Here is a 22,186-nt window from a genome sequence, read left to right on the forward strand (position 1 = left end):
GATGGCGCTCGGCGCGGCGTCCCCGGCCGCGGCTGCCCCGGAGTGGGATCCGACATTGCCCGCCGTCCCCAGTTCCGGTGCTCCCGGCGACCCGGTGGCCATCGCGAACGCGTCGTTCCAGGTGAGCAAGATCGCGCTGGAGACCACGCAGAGCCTGGGTTCGAAGTTCCTGCAGACCATCGGGCTGGCGCCCACACCGGCCGCGGGTGGTCTGCCCACCGGTGCCCGCGTGCGCGGCCCGGCCGCCATCGAGTACGTCATCCGCCGCGGCGGATCCCAGATCGGGGTGCCCTACTCGTGGGGCGGCGGCACACTGACCGGCCCCGGACCCGGCGTGGACTACGACGCCGGGAAGATGGGCTACGACTGCTCGGGCTTCACCCGGTACGCCTTCGCCGGCGTCGGCGTGCAGATCCCGAAGTACTCCGGCGACCAGTACAACACCGGCCGCCCGATCCAACCGTCTCAGGCCAAGCGCGGCGACCTCATCTTCTGGGGCCCCGGCGGGAGCCAGCACGTGGCCATCTATCTGGGCGGCGGCAAGATGCTGGAGGCCTCCGGCAGCGCCGAGAAGGTGACCGTCAGCCCGCTGCGCACCGCGGGGATGTCGCCGCACCTGGTTCGTATCATCGAGTCCTGACGCCACGGCGGGCGGGCGGGCGACGTCGACGGATTCCGAACTGCCTGGAATAGTTGACGGCGGACGCCCCGCCGCCTCGGCGGACGTCGGCGAATACCAGCGAGTTTGTACGACAACCATCGTGGGAGGAAGCTAGATGACGTCACCGAGTGGGCCGCCGCAGGGCGCCGGAGGCTACGCAGGCCCGGCCCCGACGCAGGGTTACCCGCCCGGCACGCAGAGCGCTCCGCCCGCCAATGCGAACCTGCAGAACGAGGTCCATACCCTCGAGCGGGCCCTCTTCGAGGTCAAGCGCATCATCGTCGGTCAGGACCTGTTGCTCGAGCGCATGCTGGTCGGTCTGCTCGCCAAGGGCCACGTCCTGCTCGAAGGTGTGCCCGGCGTCGCCAAGACCCTGGCGGTCGAGACCTTCGCCAAGGTGGTCGGCGGCACCTTCGCCCGCATCCAGTTCACCCCCGACCTGGTGCCCACCGACATCGTCGGTACCCGTATCTACCGGCAGGGCCAGGAAGAGTTCGATATCGAACTCGGCCCCGTCGTCGTCAACTTCCTGCTCGCCGACGAGATCAACCGCGCCCCGGCCAAGGTGCAGTCCGCGCTGCTGGAGGTCATGGCCGAGCGCAAGATCTCCATCGGTGGCAAGACGTTCCCGTTGCCGTCGCCGTTCCTGGTGATGGCCACCCAGAACCCGATCGAGCAGGAGGGTGTCTACCAGCTGCCCGAGGCGCAGCGTGACCGCTTCCTGTTCAAGCTCAACGTCGACTACCCGTCGCCGGAGGAAGAGCGCGAGATCATCTACCGGATGGGCGTCAAACCGCCGGAGCCCAAGCAGATCCTGAACACCGGTGACCTGCTGCGCCTGCAGGAGGTCGCGGCCAACAATTTCGTGCACCACGCGCTGGTCGACTACGTGGTGCGCATCGTCACCGCGACCCGCGAGCCGGAGAAGTTCGGTATGCCCGACGCCAAGTCGTGGATCGCCTACGGCGCGTCGCCGCGTGCCTCGCTGGGCATCATCGCCGCCTCCCGCGCGCTGGCGCTGGTGCGCGGGCGTGACTACGTCGTGCCCCAGGATGTCGTGGAGGTCATCCCGGACGTGCTGCGGCACCGTCTGGTGCTCACCTACGACGCGCTGGCCGATGAGGTCTCCGCGGAGACGGTGATCAACCGCATCATGCAGACCGTCGGTCTGCCGCAGGTGAATGCGATTCCGCAGCAGGGTCATTCGGCGCCTCCCGGGGTGCCCGCCGCGGCGGCGGCCGGCGGTCGGTGACCAGCTCCGGCCGCCGCGCGGTCGACCTCCCCTCGCTCAAGCGTGGTGAGATCCGCGACCCTGCCCTGACCGCGGCCTTGCGCAAGCTCGAGCTGACGGTGCGCCGCAAGCTCGACGGGGTGCTGCACGGCGATCACCTCGGCCTGATACCCGGTCCCGGTTCGGAGTCGGGAGAATCGCGGATGTATCAGCCCGGCGACGATGTGCGCCGGATGGACTGGTCGGTGACCGCGCGCACGACCCATCCGCATGTCCGGCAGATGATCGCCGACCGCGAGCTGGAAACCTGGCTGGTGGTCGATGTCTCGGCCAGTCTCGATTTCGGCACCGCGGGTTGTGAGAAGCGGGATCTGGCGGTGGCCGCCGCTGCGGCGATCACCTTCCTCAACAGCGGCGGCGGCAACCGGATCGGCGCGCTGATCTCCAACGGCGACACCCTGCGGCGGGTGCCTGCGCTGTCGGGCCGGCTGCACGAACAGGAACTGCTGCGGGCCATTGCCACCACCCCGCAGGCGCCCCCCGGGGTGCGGGGTGACCTGGCCGCGACCATCGACGCGCTGCGCCGCCCGGAACGCCGGCGCGGGATGGCCGTCATCATCAGCGATTTCCTGGGGCCGATCGACTGGATGCGGCCGTTGCGGGCGATCGCCGGACGCCACGAGGTGTTGGGCATCGAGATCATCGACCCGCGCGATGTCGAACTGCCCGATATCGGCGATGTGATCCTGCAGGACACCGAGACCGGGGTGACTCGCGAGTTCACCATCGACGAGAAGTTGCGCGACGATTTCGCGCGCGCCTCCGCGGCGCACCGTGACGAGGTCGCCCGCACACTGCGGCGCTGCGGCGCGCCGCTGCTGACCCTGCGCACCGACGGGGACTGGATCGCCGATGTGGTCCGGTTCGTGGCCAATCGCCGCCGGGGCGCCCTGGCGGGCGGCCGATGAGCGCTTGCGCGAAGAGGAGAAAGTTCCGATGAGCGCTTGCGCGAAGAGCGAACAGAGCCGATGAGTGCTTGATGACTACGACACCGAAATGACAAGCTGCACATGACTTTGCCGTTGCTCGGACCGATGAGCCTGTCGGGCTTCGAACACAAGTGGTTCTTCCTCTTCCTGCTGGCTGTCCTGGGACTGGTCGGCCTCTACGTTGTCGTCCAACGGGCCCGCCAGAAGCGGATCCTGCGCTTCGCCAACATGGAGCTGTTGGAGAAGGTCGCGCCCAAACAGCCCACCCGGTGGCGGCACCTGCCGGCGATCCTGCTGGTGTCCGCCCTGGTCCTGCTGACCGTGGCGATGGCCGGACCGACCAACGATGTGCGGGTGCCGCGCAACCGGGCCGTGGTGATGCTGGTCATCGACGTCTCCCAGTCGATGCGGGCCACCGATGTCGCCCCGAGCCGGCTGGTCGCCGCCCAGGAGGCCGCCAAGCAGTTCGCCGACCAGCTGACCCCGGGGATCAACCTCGGCTTGATCGCCTACGCCGGCACCGCCACCGTGCTCGTCTCGCCGACGACCAACCGTGAGGCCACCAAGAACGGTATCGACAAGCTGCAGCTCGCCGACCGCACCGCCACCGGTGAAGGCATCTTCACCGCGTTGCAGGCGGTCGCCACCGTCGGTGCGGTGATCGGCGGCGGTGACGAGCCCCCGCCGGCCCGCATCGTGCTGATGTCCGACGGTAAGGAGACGGTGCCGTCTAACCCGGACAACCCCAAGGGCGCCTACACCGCGGCCCGAACCGCCAAGGACCAGGGCGTGCCCATCTCGACGGTGTCCTTCGGCACCCCGTACGGCTACGTCGAGATCAACGAACAGCGTCAGCCGGTGCCCGTCGACGACGAGATGCTGAAGAAGATCGCCGACCTCTCCGGCGGTGAGGCGTTCACCGCGTCCAGCCTTGAACAGCTCAAAGAGGTCTTCAGCTCGCTGCAGCAGCAGATCGGCTACGAGACCATCAAGGGCGACGCCAGCGTCGGCTGGCTGCGCCTCGGAGCGCTGGTGTTGGCGTTGGCCGCGCTGGCCGCGCTGCTGATCAACCGTCGACTGCCGGGCTAGTCCTGTCTAAAAGGGCGGGTCGCTGTCACTTTCCGCGCGTTCGAGGGCGCGTTGGAGTTGGTTGCGTGCGCGTTCGGTGTTGATGCGTTGGGCGCGGTCTTGGGCGCGGGTGCGTTGTCGGAGCGGCATCTTGGTGTCGCGGTCGTTGTCGTCGATGAGGGTGATCGCGCGTTTTCGGGGGATGGGTGTGTCAATGTTCCAGTGCGGGAACAAGATTGCCGCTCCGGGGGCTTTCTGGTAGCTGTGCCCGGTGGGTGCAGTCCAGTGGATGCTGCCGTCGGGTTTCGCGGTGGGCTCCCAACCACCGAAAGTCTTGACCAAATGGTGCAGACGGCACAGCGGCCCGAGGTTGCCCGGATGGGTGGCTCCCGCCGGCCACGGGGTCAGGTGGTCGAGGTCGCAGCGGTGTGCGGCCCGGTTGCAGCCGGGGAAGCTGCAGGTCATCGAGCGCATCCGGACGAACGCGGTCAGAGAGGCCGACGGCCGGTATCGGGGTTCGGCGGGTAGATCGGCGATCTCGGCGAGGGGTTTGATGGTGGCGCCGCCGGCGACGAGTTCGGCGAGCATGGCGGCCGGGATGATGTCGCCATCGAGCATCACCCCGGGGCTCGGGTTGCACGCCGCGGGTGCCTTTTCATCACCCGACGCCGCGGGGGTCTGCGGCTCGTGTTCCGGTGCAGCGGGTTCGGTCTCCTTGGTCTCAGGCGGCTCGGTCTCCGCGGGCTCGGAGTCTGGGGTGCCCGCAGCGCCGGGCCTGGTCTGCCGCGGGGTGTTCTCACTGGCGGCGGGCTCCTGGTCGGTGAGCGCGTAGATGGTGATCGCGCCGGCGCGCGGGTCCTTCCCGCTGCCCGCACAGCCGGCGTCCCCGCACAGGCACGTGAGGCGCTCCAGCGCAGGCCCCACCACACCCAGTGCAGCCAGGGCCGCGGCACGCAGCTCCCCGCGGCGGCGCGGATCATTCGAGCAGACGGTGTCGGCCAGGGCGTTGAGGCGTTGTTCCAGGATCTTTTTGTCGGTGATGCGCAGCCGTCCCCAGAACGAGGCCACACCGTTGGGGTCGTCCTTGTCGTCGAACTCGACGTAGAGGTCCTTGGCGGCCCGCCGGGAGCGCACGACGGCTTCGGGGTCGAACTTCTCCACCCACAGATCCACCGCCCCGATCAACTGCTTCTCCGAATGCGCCCCGTACTCGCCCGCTTCACCGGCAATCGCGGCGTCGATCAACCCGAGCGCGTCCTCGTCGACGACCAGATGCGTGCGCCAGGTGATCGCATCGATCACCGACGCCGAGATGACTCCCGTGGCGAACAGGGCCGCGGTGCGGGGTAGCCGGTCACGCAACGCTTGGGCGATGCGCATCTGCTTGGACGCCGCATACGGATTGAGGTTGCAGGCCGCCGCGACCGCGGCCTGCGCCCACGCCCAGCCATCGATCACCTGATGAGCAACAGTGTCATCCTCGTCATCGCACTGGCGGGCGATCACTTCGCCAATCAGGGCCAGCCGCTGCGCGGCGGCCATAGCCTCGGTCTGGGTCATGGTGGTGACCGCGGAGATGAGCGCCTCATCGCTCAACCCGGCGAGTGCGCCACGATCCAAACCTTCGAACATGTGTTCTATACTACTCGCGACCCCGACATCGGAAAACGGAAGTTTGGCCGCGTTGACTCATCGGAAATGCGCGACGAACGGCCGCGAAGCTCGTTGCGGGTCTGGCTGCCGCTTTTAGCGCCTCGAGGTTCGACGGTCCATACCCCCGGGCTAATACCGCGCGGTCCCGGCCTGGAGCGGCGGGTACTCGCCGGTCGGCGCGCCGTCGATCGTGGTGCCGGCGAACTGCAGTGCCATCCGCAGCGAGTCCTCGATGGCGGGGTGATGGGTCATGGCGAAACGGGACACCGCATCGAGGCGGTGCAACTGATCGGCGTCCAACTCCACGTCCAGGCCGGCCAGGTTGCTCTCCAGATGGGCCAGTCGGCGGGCGCCGACGATGGGCACCACGGTGCCGGGCCGCGACCGCAGCCAGGCCAGCGCGACCGCGGCGGCCGTGGTGCCGAGCTCTTCGGCGACGGCGGCCACCGCGTCGATGACGTCGTACTCGGCGTCGCTCGGTGCGCCCACAAAGGCGGCACGCGCGGAATCGCCGACATCGCTGCCACGGCGGTACTTGCCGGACAGGAAGCCGTTGCGCAGCGGGCTCCAGGTCACCAGGGCGAGGTCCTGGTCCAGCGCCAGCGGCACTGCCTCGCCCTCGACATCGCGGGCCAGCAGCGAGTATTCGAGTTGCAGGGCGATCAGCGGGGTCCAGGATCTCAGCGCCGCCATGGTCTGGGCCTGCGCGGTGACCCAGGCCGGGATGTTGGAGAACCCGAGATAGCGGATCTTGCCGGCGCGGACCAGGTCGTCGAGGGTGCGCATGGTCTCTTCGATCGGTGTGTGCCGGTCCCAGTTGTGCAGCCAGTACAGGTCGATGTGGTCGGTCCGCAGCCGGCGCAGGCTCTGCTTGAGCTGGGTGATGATCGATCGTCGCCCGGCCCCGCCACCGTTGGGATCGCCGGGGGTCATGTTGGTGAAGAACTTGGTGGCCATGACGACACGATCGCGCCGCAGCGGGTGCCGGTGAAAGTAGTCACCGAGGATCTTCTCGGAGTGCCCGTTGGTGTAGAAGTTGGCGGTGTCGACGAAGTTCCCGCCGCGACCGAGGTAGGTGTCCAGGATGGCCTCCGCTTCGGCGACATCGCAGCCGGCGCCCCCGGGATCCTCCCCGAAGGTCATGGCTCCCAACGCGAATGGGCTGACACGCAGCCCGGACCGACCGAGGGTGACATAGGTTTCGAGTGTCATGGGTGCTCCTTGGAAGTGTGGGATGTACTGCTCCCATGCAACCCTGCGCGCCGCCGGCTCGGTAGACCGATCCTGCTCAACTCTTGCCTGATCCTGCCAACTTTGACACTATCGGGCTGTGTCAGGCAACCCGCTGGCCGAGTTGGCCGCGCTCATCACCGCACACGCGCGGCCGGATATGACCACCGCGATCGACGGACTGTTGGTGTCCAGCGTCGCCGACACCGCGCCGGAGTACTCGCTGACCGAACCGCTGCTGGTGGTGATGGTCCAGGGCGGCAAGCGTCTGCTGCTCGGGGACCGCGTCTTCGAGTACCGCGGCGGGGAGATTCTGGTGGTCACCGCGCAACTCCCGGTCAGCGGACACTTCATCGAGTGCTCCGCACAGGCACCGGCACTGGCGGTGGGACTGGTGTTGCGGCCGCCGGCCATCGCGGAGTTGTTGCTGCGCGGCAGCGGCGCCCGGCGCCGGCCCGGCACGCAGAGCGCCATGGCGACCGGCCGCGCCGATCCTGACCTGCTGGACGCGGTGCTGCGGCTGGTGCGGTTGCTGGACAGTCCCGCCGACGCCGTGGTCCTGGCCCCGCTGATCGAGCAGGAGATCCTGTGGCGGCTGCTGCGCGGTACGCACGCCGAGGTGGTGGCCCAGATCGGTTCGGCGGGAAGCGGTCTGGCCCACATCAACCCGACGATCCGGTGGATCAGGGAAAACTACGCGGAACCGCTGCGCATCGCCGACCTCGCCGCGATGGCCGGAATGAGTCCGTCGGCGTATCACCGGCACTTCCGCGCCGTCACTGCGATGAGCCCACTGCAGTTCCAGAAGCACATCAGGCTGCAGGAGGCCCGTGCGCTGCTGGTGGCCGAACCCGGCGATATCGCGGGTATCGGCCACCTCGTCGGGTATGACAGCCCCACCCAGTTCAGCCGGGAGTACCGCCGGATGTTCGGTGCGCCACCCGGCCGGGACGCGGCGCGCCTGAGCGCCGCCCACGGTATGACCGCGGCCCATCTTCCGTGAGCTCGCGGCGATGCGATTTCGGGACCGCGCCGGTCAGACGATAAGTTGGCGGTCATGAGTGATACTGCCGCCACGGAAAGTGCCGCCGCAGCACCCGCAGGCCGTCCGTCCTTCGTGTCCCGTTCGGTGCTGGTCACCGGGGGGAACCGGGGGATCGGCCTGGCCATCGCGCAGCGGCTGGCCGCCGACGGGCACAAGGTCGCGGTGACCCACCGCGGCTCCGGGGCACCCGAGGGTCTGTTCGGCGTCGTCTGTGATGTCACCGACAGCGAGGCAGTCGACCGCGCGTTCAAAGAGGTCGAGGAACACCAGGGGCCGGTCGAGGTGCTGGTGTCCAACGCCGGCATCTCCCAGGACGCGTTCCTCATCCGGATGACCGAGGAACGGTTCGAGAACGTCATCAACGCCAACCTCACCGGTGCGTTCCGGGTCGCCCAGCGGGCCTCGCGGAGCATGCAGCGCAAGCGTTTCGGCCGGATCATCTTCATCGGCTCGGTCTCGGGTATGTGGGGTATCGGCAACCAGGCCAACTACGCGGCCGCCAAGGCCGGTCTGATCGGCATGGCGCGGTCCATCTCGCGTGAGCTGTCCAAGGCCGGCGTCACCGCCAACGTCGTGGCCCCCGGCTACATCGACACCGAGATGACCCGCGCGCTCGACGAGCGGATCCAGGAAGGTGCACTGGAGTTCATCCCCGCCAAGCGGGTCGGCACCGCCGAGGACGTGGCCGGGGCGGTCAGCTTCCTGGCATCCGAAGACGCAAGCTACATCGCCGGCGCGGTCATCCCCGTCGACGGCGGTATGGGCATGGGCCACTAGAAGAGATAGGGACTTTCACATGACAGGCTTTCTCGAAGGCAAACGGATCCTCGTCACGGGGATCATCACCGACAGCTCGATCGCGTTCCACATCGCCAAGCAGGCCCAGGAGGCCGGCGCCGAACTGGTGCTGACCGGTTTCGACCGGATGAAGCTGATCCAGCGCATCGCCGACCGGCTGCCCAACCCGGCGCCGCTGCTCGAGCTCGATGTGCAGAATTCCGAGCACCTCGACTCGTTGGCGGGTCGCATCACCGAGGTGATCGGTGAGGGCAACAAACTCGATGGCGTAGTGCACTCCATCGGTTTCATGCCGCAGACCGGAATGGGTGTGAACCCGTTCTTCGACGCGCCGTACGAGGATGTCGCCAAGGGCATCCACATCTCGGCGTACTCCTACGCCTCGCTGGCCAAGGCGACCCTGCCGGTGCTCAACAGCGGCGGCAGCATCGTCGGCATGGACTTCGACCCGACCCGGGCGATGCCCGCCTACAACTGGATGACGGTCGCCAAGAGCGCACTGGAGTCGGTGAACCGCTTTGTCGCCCGTGAGGCCGGACCGTTCGGCGTGCGCTCCAATCTCGTTGCCGCCGGACCCATCCGGACCCTGGCCATGAGTGCCATCGTCGGTGGCGCACTGGGCGCGGAGGCCGGCGACCAGATGCGTCTGCTCGAGGAAGGCTGGGATCAGCGCGCGCCGGTCGGCTGGAACATGAAGGATCCGACCCCGGTCGCCAAGACGGTCTGTGCACTGCTGTCGGACTGGCTGCCCGCCACCACCGGCACCATCATCTACGCCGACGGCGGCGCCCACACCCAGCTGCTATAGCGGGGTCGGCCGTGGAATTCGATGCCCTGCTGCTGCTCTCCTTCGGAGGGCCGGAGGGCCCCGAGCAGGTGATGCCTTTTCTGGAGAACGTCACCCGGGGCCGGGGTATCCCGCGCGAGCGCCTCGAAGCGGTGGCCGAGCACTATCAGCACTTCGGTGGAGTCTCGCCGATCAACGGGATCAACCGCGCGCTCATCGAACAGATCGAGGCGGTCACCGACCTGCCGGTGTACTTCGGCAACCGCAACTGGGAGCCCTACGTCGAGGACACCGTTGCGGCCATGCGCGACAACGGTGTTCGGCGCGCCGCGGTGTTCTCCACCTCGGCCTGGGGTGGGTACTCCGGGTGTGCGCAGTACCAGGAGGACATCACCCGAGCGCGTCTGGCGGTCGGGGAGTCCGCGCCGGAACTGGTGAAGCTGCGCCAGTATTTCGACCATCCGCTGTTCGTGGAGATGTTCGCCGACGCCATTTCCGATGCCGCACAGACGCTTCCGGAGGACCTGCGCCCCGGGGCGCGGCTGGTGTTCACCGCGCACTCGATACCGCTGCGGGCCGCCGCGCGCTGCGGCACCGACCTCTATGAGCGTCAGGTCCGCTACGCGTCACGGTTGGTGGCCGCCGCGGCCGGCTACCAGGATTTCGACGTGGTGTGGCAGTCCCGATCCGGCCCGCCGCAGGTGCCCTGGCTGGAACCCGATGTCGGCGACCACCTCGACGTCCTCGCCGGGCAGGGCATCAAGGCCGTCATCGCGTGTCCGATCGGGTTCGTCGCCGACCATATCGAGGTGGTGTGGGATCTCGACAACGAACTCGCCGAACAGGCCGACGCTGCCGGCGTGGCACTGGCGCGGGCCAGCACGCCCAACGCCCAACGACGTTTCGCCGAACTGGTCGTCGGGCTGATCGACGAACTCCGTATGGGTGGCGAGGCCGTCAGAGTTGCCGGCGCGCAACCGGTTCCGGGTCAGGGGAGCAGCGTGAACGGCGCGTTCTGCACACCGGCCTGCGAGCCGGTCAGCGCTCCCAGGCCGAGTACATGATGGCGCTGATCGCGGCCAGCCTGGCGGTGCGCACCACCGAGGCCAACGGCCGCAGGGTGTCCGAGGCGATGCGGATCTCCGAGCTGGTCTGAAGCCCGATCGGCATCAGCCCGGAGCTGGCGGTGATGATCGCGTCCACGTGCGCGGCGTTCTCCAGCACCCGCAACGCGCGTTCGGGGGCATGATCGGGCAGCCGGTGCAATCTGGTTGCCTCCAGCAGCTGTTCGACCATGCCGCGCGGGTCATCGATGTCCGCGGCGCCGATGCCGGCGCTCAATGCGCCGAGTGCATCGGCGGCCGAACGCACCGCGGACCTCAGCGTGTACTCGGCGTCGCCGAGATCGCTGTGCTCGACAACGGCCGCGGTCCCGGCCGAATACACCGTCCACGCCAGCGAGACCGGGTCGGGATCGAAGTCCGGATCGTCGACGTCCTCGTAGTCATACTCGGGGACCATGCCGACCGACCGACGCGGATCCTGGCCGACGATGATCGCCTCGCCCATGGTGATGGCGTCGCGCTGGAACTGCGTGTCCGGTGGTAGGCCGCGCACATCGCCGGGGACCGGCAACACCAGCGTCAGCGGCGGAGCGCCCTGCGGCGGGCCTGCGGCGGTCCGCATCGTCTGCAACAGCGACATCGTTCCGGAGTGAAACAGGTCCGGCCAAGGCAGGCCGGTGGAGCCCGCTGCCACCGAATCGTAGGCGGTGACGGAATGCTTTGGTGCCCATTGAGATAGCGCGTCGAGCACGTCGTCGGGCGCGGCAACGCCCGCAAGCCAGGCGTTGACCCAGACCGTCAGCGAAGCGCTCGGACACCACATAGTTCTGGGAGTGTAGTTGTCGGTCGCTCATACGGCCGGATTCGCTACGCTGACACCCATGCCCCCATGGATCTGGCTGGTCGCAGCGTTGGGACTGGCAGGCGCCGAGGCGCTGACCGGTGACCTCTTCCTGCTGATGCTCAGTGGTGGCGCGCTCGCGGCTGCCGGTGCGGCATTCGTTTTCGACTGGCCGATCTGGGCCGACGGCGCGGTGTTCCTGGTCATCTCGGTGCTGTTGCTCGTCCTCGTGCGGCCGGTGCTGCGCCGGCGGATGTCATCGAGCACCGGCCTGCCGGACCCGGCCAAGGCGCTGGAGGGCAAGGGCGCGCTGGTGCTCTCGCAGGTGTCCCGGCACGACGGCCAGGTGAAGCTCGACGGCGAAGTGTGGACGGCACGCCCACTCAACGACGACGATGTGTTCGAACCGGGCGATCAGGTCACCGTCGTGCACATCGACGGGGCCACCGCGGTGGTCTACCGCGCCATGTGAGCTACAGCAGTCGAACTGGATCTGGAGGGAGTCGTCATGGACGGTACATACGTAGGTCTCGTGCTGCTCGTGGTCTTTGTCATTTTCGCCGTGGTGGTGGTCGCCAAGTCGGTGGCGCTCATCCCGCAGGCCGAGGCGGCGGTGATCGAGCGCCTCGGCCGGTACAGCAAGACGGTGTCCGGGCAACTGACGTTGCTGCTGCCGTTCGTCGACAAGATCCGTGCCCGGGTGGATCTGCGGGAGCGGGTGGTGTCCTTCCCGCCGCAGCCGGTGATCACCGAGGACAACCTGACGGTCAATATCGACACGGTCGTCTACTTCCAGGTCACCGACCCGGCCAAGGCGGTGTACCAGATCAGCAACTACATCGTCGGCGTCGAGCAGCTGGCCACCACCACACTGCGCAATGTCGTCGGCGGGATGACCCTCGAGCAGACGCTGACGTCGCGCGATTCCATCAACGGCCAGTTGCGCGGGGTGCTCGACGAGGCGACCGGCCGGTGGGGCCTGCGGGTGGCCCGGGTCGAGCTGCGCAGCATCGACCCGCCGCCGTCGATCCAGGACTCGATGGAAAAACAGATGCGCGCCGATCGCGAGAAGCGCGCCATGATCCTGACCGCCGAGGGCAGCCGGGAGGCGGCGATCAAGGCGGCCGAGGGACAGAAGCAGGCCCAGATCCTGTCGGCCGAAGGCGCCAAGCAGGCCGCGATCCTGGCGGCCGAGGCGGACCGGCAGTCCCGCATGCTGCGGGCCCAGGGCGAACGCGCCGCGGCCTACCTCCAGGCCCAGGGCCAGGCCAAGGCCATCGAGAAAACCTTCGCGGCGATCAAGAACGGCCGGCCTACCCCGGAGATGCTGGCCTACCAGTACCTGCAGACGCTGCCGCTGATGGCCAAGGGCGAGGCCAACAAGGTCTGGCTGGTGCCCAGCGATTTCGGTTCGGCGCTGCAGGGTTTCACCAAGCTGCTGGGGGCGCCGGGCGAGGACGGTGTGTTCCGCTACACCCCGTCGCCGGTCGAGGACTCGCCGTCGTCCGCGGCGGACGACGCCGAAGAGGTTGCGGACTGGTTCAACACGCAAACCGATCCGGAGATCGCCCAGGCGGTGGCACGCGCCGAGGCCGAGGCGCGTAAGCCCATTGCGCCGATGGGATCGGAATCCCGGGCATCCGTCGAGGCGCCGACCCAGTCGCAGGCGTTGAACGCCCCGACGAGTCCGCCGGGAGCTCCCGGGACACCCGGCATGCCCGGTGGCACCCACCGCGCCCCGTAACGCACGCACCGCGTGCGGCGATACACCACGTGATTGCGTGGTCGACGCCTGAGATTTTCCTGATGGATTGACGGGGTCGAACATTTTTTCCTGCCGCAAGGACTTATTGCATGTTCTAATGGCATATCGGTGATTTGCTGGCCGTGGGCAGGGTCTTTTGCCGGTGCGAAAACGAAATGGCGACGTGATGACGGGGACGCGATGAGCAAGGCGTGCGTGCGGAGCGCGGTGGGCGCCGGCATGCTCTCCACCATGCTGTTGATCGGTGGTCCCGTGGCCGTGGCGGTGGCCGACACCGATTCCGGGACCGGCACCTCGGGTTCGACCGGCGCCGGGCAGGGCGAGAGTTCCGGCACGAACAGCGGTACCGCGAAACCCGGCAACGACCTCGGCGCAGGTCTGCGCACCACGATGCGGCAGTCGATGACCGGCGTGCGCAGTGTGATCAGCCCGTGGAGGGCACAGCGACCCCAACCCGGCTTCGGTAGCCGCCCGCGCACCACCATCCCGACCGTTCCGGACTCTTCCACCGGCCCGACCGACCTCGAGCTGGTGGCGCCCGAGACGGCCGGCACCGATACCGGGGCGGGTACTCCCGGACAGCAGACCGCGCCGGTGGCCGACAACTCGACCGCCCCCGAGCCCGCCAAACCGGCCGGCCCGCCGCCGGCGCGTCCGGTGTCGGTCAAGGCTCCGCTGAGCTACGACAAGCTGCCCGAGGTGGCGCACACGGTGGGTAACACCGTTGTCTCGGTGCTCAATTCGACGCAGCAGACGGCCACGGCGGTGCCCACCCTGCTGGCCGGACTGCCCGGCTCCACCACACCGGTCTCCGACGTCATCAACACTATCGAGTTCATGCTGACCTCGGTGAGTACGTCGGTCGGCACCATCGCGGCGCTGCCCGGCGAGCTCGGCGCCCTGATGGACGTCAGTACCCCGCCCGTCACCCCGATCGGCGTGGCGCCGGCCGCGCGGCCGATGACGGCGCCGACCGGACCGATCGATCTGCCCGGGCTGCTGCTGCCGCAGGCGCCGGCCACGTCACTCGGCGCCGGTGCCGTCGCATCTGCCCCGGCCGCGCCCGCGCCGTCCCCGGTCACCCCGGTCAGCGTCGAGCAGATGTCCGCGGTCACCACCGCGCCGCTGGGTGTGAGCGGCCTGACGGCCTCGGGTGCGCCCGAGTCATTCCTCGATCGTGCGGTCAGCACGCTGCTGGTCCCGATCTCGATCGCGACGCTCGCCGCAGTGGCGCTGCCCGGCGTGGGCGGGCTGCTGGTCATCTGCGCGCTCGGCATCCGGATCGGGTACCGCCAGGCCAAGGCCGGATGGGCCATCCGCGTGGCGGGCATTGCGCGCTTCGCCGGGTCGGGCCCGATGGGCGTGGTGCGCTCGGGCTCGATGATCACGCTGCACACCAAGCGCCCCGCGGCGGCCCGTACGGCCGGCCGGCTGCGTCTGGTGGACAGCTCCTTCGAACAGGCCGCCTGAGCGCTATCCGTTGACGGCGGGTTCGTCGCCGGTCGAGCGTTCGCCCTGCGACCGGCGGTGCACCCGGATCTCGTAGACCAGCCCGGCGAGTCCCACGCCGGCGGTACACGCCGACACCAGGAACAACAGCGGGCTGATATTGCCGGTGAGGGCATCGCCGAGGATCACCACCGCCGCCGTCCCGGGAAACACGCCGATCAGCGTGGCCACCGAATAGGGCAGCAGTCGCACCGCGGACGCACCCGCCGCATAGTTGAGCACCGCGAACGGCACCGCCGGAATCATCCGCATCGACAACACCGTCACCCAACCACGGTCGCGCAGCCGGGCGTCCAGTGATTCGACGCGGGGATGCAGGGTCAGTCGGCTGAGTTGCCAGCCGGCCGCCCGCACCAGGATCACGGCCAGCACGGCGCTGAGGGTGCTCGCGGCGACCGCGATGCTGACGCCCACCAGCGGCCCGAAGAGCAGGCCGGCCGCGAGTGTGAACGCGGTCCGGGGAAACGGGAAAACCGTCATCACGATGTGGGCGGCGAAGAACGCGAGCGGAAACCACGGGCCGGCCGCCCTCGCCCAGTCGCGCAGCTGGATCGCACTCGGCAGCGGCACCAGAATCGCGACTGCGACGAGGATCACAATTGTGGCGGCGATGCCCACCACACGACGCCGGGGCAATTGGGTGGCCGTCGACGTCACTGCGGTCCAGACCGTGCGCAACGTGGTGACGACGGGTTTCACGTCTCCCAACCCTACGGGGCGGGGGCCGGTGCCGCCGACAACGCTACTGCTCAGTAGCTTTTGCCCGCCGTACGCTGCCGTGATACCGATCATTTAGCCTCAGGTGAAAGAGGCCAGTCACAGCTGGCTAATCTAACTAAGTCAGACAACGCTTTTTAACCCAGGAGCGGCGAGTGTCCTCGAGCGTCATTGAATCGGATCGCGAGCGCTGGCGCTCCGGCGTGGCCGGCGTGCTGGCGAAGAGTCTGCGGCGCGACGCCGCGGATCTGCCTGCCGAACCGGAACGGCTGCTCGACTCGCCGACCTACGAGGGCTTCCCGGTCCGGCCGCTCTACACCGCACTCGACGCGGTACCCGAGTCGCCGTTGCCCGGGCAGTGGCCGTTCGCCCGGGGCGGGGATGCGCGCCGCGATGTGCTGAGCGGCTGGAAGGTCGCCGAGCAGTTCCCGGTGACGGCTTCCGGAACCTCGGAGGCCAACGGAGCGCTGTTGCTGGCCTTGACCGAGGGCACCAGCGCGTTGGTGCTGCGGGTGGGCGAGCCCGCTGGGGTGGCACCGGCCGAGCTGGACCGGCTGCTCGACGGCGTGTACCTCGATCTCGTGCCGGTGGTGCTGGACGCGGGTGCCGAATACGTCGCCGCCGCCGACGCCGTGCTGGCGCTGATCTCCGATTTCGACGACGAACAGCGCGGCCGGTTGTCGCTGGATCTGGGCGCCGACCCGCTGACCGCGCCGCTGAGCGGACGGGCGGCGGCGAGTGTCGACGATGTCACCGCGATCGCCGTGCGTACGGCCGGTCAGACCGGGGTGCGGGCCGTCACGGTCGACGGCCCCGCCCTGCACAACCTCGGTGCCAGCGCGTCCTGGGAGCTCGCCGGGGCCGTCGCGGCCGGCGTGAGTTACCTGCGCCTGCTGACGGAGGCCGGTGTGCCGGTGTCCGACGCCCTGCGCCATGTCAGCTTCCGCTTCGCCGCCGACGACGACCAGTTCATGACGATCGCCAAACTGCGCGCCGCGCGCCGGCTGTGGGCTCGGGTGGCCGAGGTCGCCGGTGACGGTGCGGCGGGTGCCGCAGTGGTGCACGCGGTCTCCTCGGCGCCGATGATGAGCCAGCGCGATCCGTGGGTGAACATGCTGCGCACCACGCTGGCCGCGTTCGCCGCCGGTGTCGGTGGTGCCGACACCGTCCTGGTGGCGCCATTCGATGCCGCCATTCCCGGTGGACTGCCCGGTACCGCAACCAGTTTCACCCGACGCATGGCCCGCAACACCCAGCTGTTGTTGCTGGAGGAATCCCACCTGGGCCGGGTGCTCGACCCGTCGGCCGGTTCGTGGTTCGTCGAGGACCTGACGGCGCAGCTGGCAGAACAGGCCTGGGCGCATTTCCAAGAGCTTGAGTCGCGTGGCGGATTCGAGGCGGCCCGCGATCACCTCGCCGAGCAGATCGCCGCGGTGCGGGACCAGCGCGCCGACGACATCGCGCACCGCCGTACCTCGCTCACCGGTGTCAACGAGTTCCCGAACCTGGGGGAGAAGCCGCTGCCGCACACCGGCGAAGCCGCAGGCATCGTGCGCTACGCGTCCGGTTTCGAGGCATTGCGGGACCGGTCGGATGCCTACCTGGCCGAGCACGGGAAACGGCCCGAGGCGGTGCTGCTCCCGCTGGGCCCGCTCGCCGAACACAACATCCGGACCACCTTCGCGTCGAACCTGCTGGCCTCCGGCGGCATCGACACCGTCAACCCCGGCACGGTGGACGCGGCCGCGGTCGCGGCGGCCGTCGACGGCCGCCGCGCGGTGGTGGTCTGCGGCACCGACGCCCGGTACGGCAGCGAGGCGGAAGCCGTCGTCGCCGCAGCACGCGATGCCGGGGTGGCACACATCTATCTCGCCGGGCCGGAGAAGGCGATCGGTGATGCTGCCGCCCGCCCCGACGAATACCTGACCGCGAAGATCAACGCCGTCGAGGCGCTGGCGACCCTGCTCACCCGTTTGGGGGCCTGATATGACCGCCACGAAACCCGTCCTCGGTAGCTTCGCCGACGTACCGCTGCACGGCGGCACCGGCCCGACACCGACGCCCGGTGCGGTGACCGAGCAGATCGGCATCGCCGCGGCCGCGCACGGCTACACCGCCGAGCAGCTGGTGTGGTCGACCCCGGAGGGCATCGACGTCAAACCGGTGTTCATCGGTGCCGATCGCGATGATGCGGTGGCGGCCGGTTACCCGCTGGACAGCTTCCCGGGCGAGCCGCCGTTCATCCGAGGTCCGTATCCGACGATGTATGTCAACCAGCCGTGGACCATCCGGCAGTACGCCGGGTTCTCCACCGCCGCCGAGTCGAATGCGTTCTACCGGCGTAACCTGGCCGCCGGCCAGAAGGGTCTGTCGGTGGCCTTCGACCTGGCCACCCACCGCGGCTATGACTCCGACCATCCCCGGGTCGCCGGCGATGTCGGGATGGCCGGTGTGGCCATCGACTCGATCCTGGACATGCGCCAGCTGTTCGACGGGATCGATCTGGGCAGCGTCTCGGTGTCGATGACGATGAACGGTGCGGTGCTGCCGATCCTCGCGCTCTACGTCGCCGCCGCCGAGGAACAGGGCGTACCGCCGGAGAAGCTGGCCGGGACCATCCAGAACGACATCCTCAAGGAGTTCATGGTCCGCAACACCTACATCTATCCGCCGAAACCTTCCATGCGGATCATCTCCGACATCTTCGGCTACACCAGCGCCAAGATGCCGAAGTACAACAGCATCTCGATCTCGGGCTATCACATCCAGGAGGCCGGTGCCACGGCCGATCTGGAACTCGCCTACACGCTGGCCGACGGTGTCGAGTACATCAAGGCCGGGCTGGACGCCGGGCTGGACATCGACAAGTTCGCGCCCCGGCTGTCCTTCTTCTGGGGCATCGGGATGAACTTCTTCATGGAGGTCGCCAAACTGCGCGCCGGCCGGCTGCTGTGGAGCGAGCTGGTCGCGCAGTTCGACCCGAAGAGCGCCAAATCCCAGTCCCTGCGCACCCATTCGCAGACCTCGGGCTGGTCGCTGACCGCTCAGGACCCGTTCAACAACGTGGCACGCACCTGTATCGAGGCGATGGCCGCCACCCAGGGCCACACCCAGTCGCTGCACACCAACGCCCTCGACGAGGCGCTGGCGCTGCCGACCGACTTCTCGGCGCGCATCGCCCGCAACACCCAGCTGCTGCTGCAGCAGGAGTCCGGCACCACCCGGCCGATCGACCCGTGGGGCGGTTCGTACTACGTGGAGTGGCTGACCCATCAGCTCGCCGAGAAGGCCCGCGCCCACCTCAAGGAGGTCGCCGAGTACGGCGGCATGGCCCAGGCCATCGGTGAGGGCATCCCGAAGCTGCGCATCGAAGAGGCAGCTGCGCGCACCCAGGCGCGCATCGATTCCGGTGCGCAGCCGGTCATCGGCATCAACAAGTACGCGGTGGCCGAGGATCAGGAGATCGAGGTCCTCAAGGTCGAGAACAGCCGGGTGCGCAGCGAGCAGCTGGCCAAGCTGGCGCAACTGCGCGCCGACCGCGACGAGGCGGCGACCCAGGCGGCACTGGCCGAACTGACCCGTGCCGCAGCGGCCACCGGTGTCGCGGGCGCCGACGGGCTGGACAACAATCTGATGGCGCTGGCCATCAACGCCGCCCGCGTGCACGCCACCGTCGGCGAGATCTCCGACGCCCTGGAGAAGGTGTACGGCCGGCATCAGGCCGAGATCCGCACCATTGCCGGGGTCTACCGCGATGAGGTCGGGAAGGCTGGGAATGTGGCTACCGCAACGGATCTGGTGGAGCGTTTCGCCGACGCCGATGGCCGCCGGCCCCGCATCCTGGTCGCCAAGATGGGCCAGGACGGTCACGACCGCGGCCAGAAGGTGATCGCCACCGCCTTCGCCGACATCGGTTTCGACGTGGACGTCGGCTCGCTGTTCTCCACCCCCGACGAGGTGGCGCGCCAGGCCGCCGACAACGACGTGCACGTCGTCGGGGTGTCCTCGCTGGCCGCCGGCCACCTGACGCTGGTGCCTGCCCTGCGCGACGCACTGGCCGAGGTCGGTCGTCCCGACATCATGGTGGTCGTCGGCGGCGTGATCCCCCCTGGTGACTTCGACGAGCTCTACGCGGCCGGCGCGACCGCGATCTTCCCGCCGGGCACCGTGATCGCCGATGCCGCCATCGGTCTGCTGCACAAGCTCGCCGACCGACTCGGCTACACCCTGAGCTAGATGAGCCCTTCAGTGGCCGAACTGGCCGCGGCGGTGCGCGGCGGTGACCGTTCCGGCCTGGCGCGGGCGATCACCCTCGTCGAGTCGACGCGCGCCGATCACCGGCGGCAGGCCCAGGAGCTGCTGCTGGAGCTGATGCCCGAAGCGGGTGGTGCCGTCCACGTCGGCATCACCGGTGTGCCGGGTGTCGGGAAGTCGACGACCATCGAGGCGCTCGGTATGCACCTGATCGAGGCCGGGCACCGGGTGGCCGTGCTGGCGGTCGATCCCTCCTCGACCCGCACCGGCGGATCGATCCTCGGCGACAAAACCCGGATGGCCAAGCTTGCTGTGCACCCGGACGCCTATATCCGACCGTCGCCGACCTCGGGCACCCTGGGCGGTGTGGCCCGCGCGACGCGGGAGACGATCGTGCTGCTGGAGGCGGCCGGCTTCGATGTGATCCTCGTCGAGACGGTGGGGGTGGGGCAGTCCGAGGTGACGGTGTCCGACATGGTGGACACCTTCGTGTTCCTGACCCTGGCCCGGACCGGCGATCAGCTGCAGGGCATCAAGAAGGGCGTTCTCGAGCTCGCCGATGTGGTGGTGGTCAACAAGGCCGACGGCGAGCATGCCGTCGAGGCGAAGGCCGCCGCGCGTGAACTGACGGGCGCGCTGCGCCTCATCTACCCGCGCGAAACTCTTTGGCGGCCACCGGTTCTCACCATGAGCGCCTTGACCGGCGATGGTTTGGCCGAGCTGTGGGAGACCGTCGAGAAGCACCGCAAGGTACTGACCGATGCGGGGGAGTTCGACGCTCGTCGTCGTCAGCAGCAGGTGAACTGGACGTGGGCAATGGTCCGCGACACGGTGCTGGACCGGGTGCTCGGCAATCCCGAGGTCAAGCGCATCCGTTCCGAGCTGGAGCGTCAGGTGCGCGATGGCGAGCTGACCCCGGCGCTGGCGGCCCAGCAGATCCTCGACGCCGCAGACGGGTGAGCTGGGCAAGGTTACCGTTTTGGGAACCCCCCTGGTCTTACGGATAGGTAACGCCCCTCGCTAGTTAGCCAGACGGCGAGGTAAATTGGTTTGACTGTGACCTACGCGATAGATGGTGAGCGCAGCGCGGCGCCCACCGAGATCGGCAATAGCGCGGCGATCCCCGATGGCAATGCGTTGCCCCGCGGGATCCAGGGTGCGGCGGACCCCAACTTCGCATGCGCGGTATCGGCGTTCGGCAAGCTCTTCGGGCATCCCCGATTCGGTGGCGGTGCGCTGTCGGTCTATCTGGACGGCGTCCCCGTCGTCGACGTGTGGACCGGGTGGGCCGATCGGAAGGGCAGGCAGCACTGGAGCGCGGACACCGGCGCGATGGTGTTCTCCGCGACGAAGGGGATGGCCTCGACCGTCATCCACCGGCTCGTGGACCGCGGGCTCATCGACTACGACGCCCCCATGGCGGAGTACTGGCCCGAATTCGGCGCCAACGGTAAGGCCGCCATCACGGTGCGCGAGGTGTTACGGCACCGGGCCGGCCTGTCCCAGCTCAACGGAGTCAGCAGAGCGGATCTGCTCGACCACACCGGGATGGAGGAGCGAATCGCCGCCGCACCGGCCGGTCTGCTGCGGGGGCGCCCGGCCTACCACGCGGTGACCTACGGCTGGCTGGTCTCCGGCCTGGCCCGGTCGGTGACCGGCCTCGGCATGCGGGAGCTGTTCCGCCGGGAACTGGCGGCACCGCTCGACGTCGACGGTGTGCATCTCGGCCGTCCGCCGGTGGCGGCGCCGACGCAGCCGGCGCAGATCATCGGCCCGCAGCGGCACCTGCAGAACCCGATCTTCAACGCGGTGGCGCCGCATCTGGCCGCGCTGCCGTGGTCCGGCGGTCTGGGAGCGCTGTACTTCCCGGGGATGAAGTCGATGGTGCAGGGCGATACGCCACTGCTGGACAGCGAGATGGCATCGGCCAACGGTGTCGCGACGGCGCGCGCCCTGGCCCGGATGTACGGCGCGATCGCCAACGGGGGAGACCTCGACGGCAACCGGTTCCTCTCCCGAGAGCTGGTGGCCGGCCTGACCGGGCCGCGCAGTCTGCATCCGGACGGCTCGATCGTGCTACCGATGGCCTTCCATCTCGGCTACCACTCGCTGCCCTTTCCCGGCATGCTGCCGGGCTTCGGGCACGTCGGCCTGGGAGGCTCGCTCGGCTGGGCCGATCCGGCCACCGGATTGGCCTTCGGGTACGTGCACAACCGCCTGCTGACCCCGCTCGTGTTGGCTGACCAGGCGGGCTTCGTGGCCACCGCCGCGCTCATCCGGCGCGGCGCGGCGCGTGCTCGGGACCGCGGATTCGAGGCCATCCCGCGGCTCGGAACGGCCTTCGCGGGGCCCTCCGCCGCGGCCGTCTGACGGGCTGCGCCGAGGGCGATTTCGGTTGCCCGAAGTTTTGCTTGCTCCCGCAAATATGCAGGTGGTACCGCCGGTCGCATGATATTGCTACGGCCCCTGAACGTTGGCTGTGCCAATCATGTGGAAGGTGTCCCGAACCCGAAATCCAGCCGACCACGCCGGGAATGGTCAACGCGCCCGCGTGTGCGGTTTCCGTTACACGTC

Annotated in this window: 19 protein-coding genes; 15 read left to right on the forward strand and 4 right to left on the reverse strand. The window is 68.8% G+C overall.

Features of this window, described 5'->3' with window-relative positions; all coding sequences use genetic code 11:
• Window position 1: 1 nt before the first annotated feature.
• The 4 genes from ripB (at window position 2) to C6A86_RS13135 (ending at window position 3,970) form a co-directional block, all read left to right on the forward strand.
• A complete protein-coding gene (gene ripB / locus C6A86_RS13120) occupies window positions 2-640 on the forward strand; it encodes an NlpC/P60 family peptidoglycan endopeptidase RipB (protein WP_105362052.1) in 639 nt (212 codons plus the stop codon).
• 136 nt (window positions 641-776) lie between these two features.
• Window positions 777-1,913, forward strand: coding sequence for a MoxR family ATPase (locus C6A86_RS13125; protein ID WP_105362048.1), 1,137 nt, complete (start codon window positions 777-779; stop codon window positions 1,911-1,913).
• A complete protein-coding gene (locus C6A86_RS13130) occupies window positions 1,910-2,860 on the forward strand; it encodes a DUF58 domain-containing protein (RefSeq protein ID WP_105362049.1) in 951 nt (316 codons plus the stop codon). Before C6A86_RS13125 ends, C6A86_RS13130 begins: the two co-directional genes overlap by 4 nt.
• A gap of 102 nt (window positions 2,861-2,962) precedes the next feature.
• Window positions 2,963-3,970 (forward strand): VWA domain-containing protein, encoded by a 1,008-nt coding sequence (locus tag C6A86_RS13135; RefSeq protein WP_105362050.1) that lies wholly within the window; start codon window positions 2,963-2,965, stop codon window positions 3,968-3,970.
• 6 nt (window positions 3,971-3,976) lie between these two features.
• On the opposite strand, the gene C6A86_RS13140 is transcribed toward C6A86_RS13135, so the two are convergent.
• Both C6A86_RS13140 and C6A86_RS13145 read right to left on the reverse strand, forming a co-directional pair.
• Entirely contained in the window at window positions 3,977-5,581 is a 1,605-nt protein-coding gene (locus C6A86_RS13140; RefSeq protein ID WP_311101177.1) for a DUF222 domain-containing protein, read from the reverse strand.
• A gap of 150 nt (window positions 5,582-5,731) precedes the next feature.
• Window positions 5,732-6,814 carry an aldo/keto reductase gene (locus tag C6A86_RS13145; protein ID WP_311101178.1) on the reverse strand — a complete coding sequence of 361 codons (1,083 nt, stop codon included), beginning with the start codon at window positions 6,812-6,814 and terminating at the stop codon, window positions 5,732-5,734.
• Between the two features lie 118 nt (window positions 6,815-6,932).
• On the opposite strand from C6A86_RS13145, the gene C6A86_RS13150 reads away from it, so the two are divergent.
• The 4 genes from C6A86_RS13150 to C6A86_RS13165 are packed head-to-tail and all read left to right on the forward strand — an operon-like array spanning window position 6,933 to window position 10,526.
• A complete protein-coding gene (locus C6A86_RS13150; protein WP_199196255.1) occupies window positions 6,933-7,835 on the forward strand; it encodes an AraC family transcriptional regulator in 903 nt (300 codons plus the stop codon).
• Between the two features lie 54 nt (window positions 7,836-7,889).
• A complete protein-coding gene (gene fabG1, locus C6A86_RS13155) occupies window positions 7,890-8,654 on the forward strand; it encodes a 3-oxoacyl-ACP reductase FabG1 (RefSeq protein WP_105364120.1) in 765 nt (254 codons plus the stop codon).
• 19 nt (window positions 8,655-8,673) lie between these two features.
• Window positions 8,674-9,483 (forward strand): NADH-dependent enoyl-ACP reductase InhA, encoded by an 810-nt coding sequence (gene inhA / locus C6A86_RS13160; RefSeq protein ID WP_105364121.1) that lies wholly within the window; start codon window positions 8,674-8,676, stop codon window positions 9,481-9,483.
• 11 nt (window positions 9,484-9,494) lie between these two features.
• Window positions 9,495-10,526 (forward strand): ferrochelatase, encoded by a 1,032-nt coding sequence (locus tag C6A86_RS13165; RefSeq protein ID WP_105364122.1) that lies wholly within the window; start codon window positions 9,495-9,497, stop codon window positions 10,524-10,526.
• Here the strand turns inward: C6A86_RS13165 and C6A86_RS13170 are convergent.
• The gene (locus tag C6A86_RS13170; RefSeq protein ID WP_105364123.1) at window positions 10,501-11,349 is read right to left on the reverse strand and encodes a hypothetical protein; all 849 of its coding nucleotides are present in this window, start codon (window positions 11,347-11,349) and stop codon (window positions 10,501-10,503) included. The genes C6A86_RS13165 and C6A86_RS13170 overlap by 26 nt on opposite strands.
• A gap of 58 nt (window positions 11,350-11,407) precedes the next feature.
• Between C6A86_RS13170 and C6A86_RS13175 the strand changes: the two genes are divergently transcribed.
• The 3 genes from C6A86_RS13175 to C6A86_RS13185 all read left to right on the forward strand — a co-directional run bounded on the left by C6A86_RS13175 (window position 11,408) and on the right by C6A86_RS13185 (window position 14,602).
• Entirely contained in the window at window positions 11,408-11,839 is a 432-nt protein-coding gene (locus tag C6A86_RS13175) for an NfeD family protein (protein ID WP_105364124.1), read from the forward strand.
• A gap of 36 nt (window positions 11,840-11,875) precedes the next feature.
• Entirely contained in the window at window positions 11,876-13,111 is a 1,236-nt protein-coding gene (locus tag C6A86_RS13180; protein ID WP_233213063.1) for an SPFH domain-containing protein, read from the forward strand.
• 201 nt (window positions 13,112-13,312) lie between these two features.
• Window positions 13,313-14,602 carry a hypothetical protein gene (locus C6A86_RS13185; RefSeq protein ID WP_105364125.1) on the forward strand — a complete coding sequence of 430 codons (1,290 nt, stop codon included), beginning with the start codon at window positions 13,313-13,315 and terminating at the stop codon, window positions 14,600-14,602.
• Window positions 14,603-14,605: 3 nt separating this feature from the next.
• Here the strand turns inward: C6A86_RS13185 and C6A86_RS13190 are convergent, their stop codons facing one another.
• Window positions 14,606-15,340 (reverse strand): TVP38/TMEM64 family protein, encoded by a 735-nt coding sequence (locus C6A86_RS13190; RefSeq protein ID WP_199196256.1) that lies wholly within the window; start codon window positions 15,338-15,340, stop codon window positions 14,606-14,608.
• A 173-nt stretch (window positions 15,341-15,513) separates the two neighbouring features.
• Between C6A86_RS13190 and mutA the strand changes: the two genes are divergently transcribed.
• The 4 genes from mutA (at window position 15,514) to C6A86_RS13210 (ending at window position 21,982) form a co-directional block, all read left to right on the forward strand.
• Window positions 15,514-17,343 carry a methylmalonyl-CoA mutase small subunit gene (gene mutA, locus C6A86_RS13195; protein ID WP_233213064.1) on the forward strand — a complete coding sequence of 610 codons (1,830 nt, stop codon included), beginning with the start codon at window positions 15,514-15,516 and terminating at the stop codon, window positions 17,341-17,343.
• 1 nt (window position 17,344) lies between these two features.
• Window positions 17,345-19,594, forward strand: a complete 2,250-nt coding sequence (scpA, locus tag C6A86_RS13200; RefSeq protein ID WP_105364127.1) for a methylmalonyl-CoA mutase — start codon at window positions 17,345-17,347, stop codon at window positions 19,592-19,594.
• Window positions 19,595-20,572, forward strand: coding sequence for a methylmalonyl Co-A mutase-associated GTPase MeaB (gene meaB / locus C6A86_RS13205; RefSeq protein WP_105364128.1), 978 nt, complete (start codon window positions 19,595-19,597; stop codon window positions 20,570-20,572). It abuts the gene before it with no gap.
• A 96-nt stretch (window positions 20,573-20,668) separates the two neighbouring features.
• Window positions 20,669-21,982, forward strand: coding sequence for a serine hydrolase domain-containing protein (locus tag C6A86_RS13210; protein WP_396835190.1), 1,314 nt, complete (start codon window positions 20,669-20,671; stop codon window positions 21,980-21,982).
• Window positions 21,983-22,186 lie beyond the last annotated feature (204 nt).

Source organism: Mycobacterium sp. ITM-2016-00316, from assembly GCF_002968335.2.
Lineage (GTDB): Bacteria > Actinomycetota > Actinomycetes > Mycobacteriales > Mycobacteriaceae > Mycobacterium.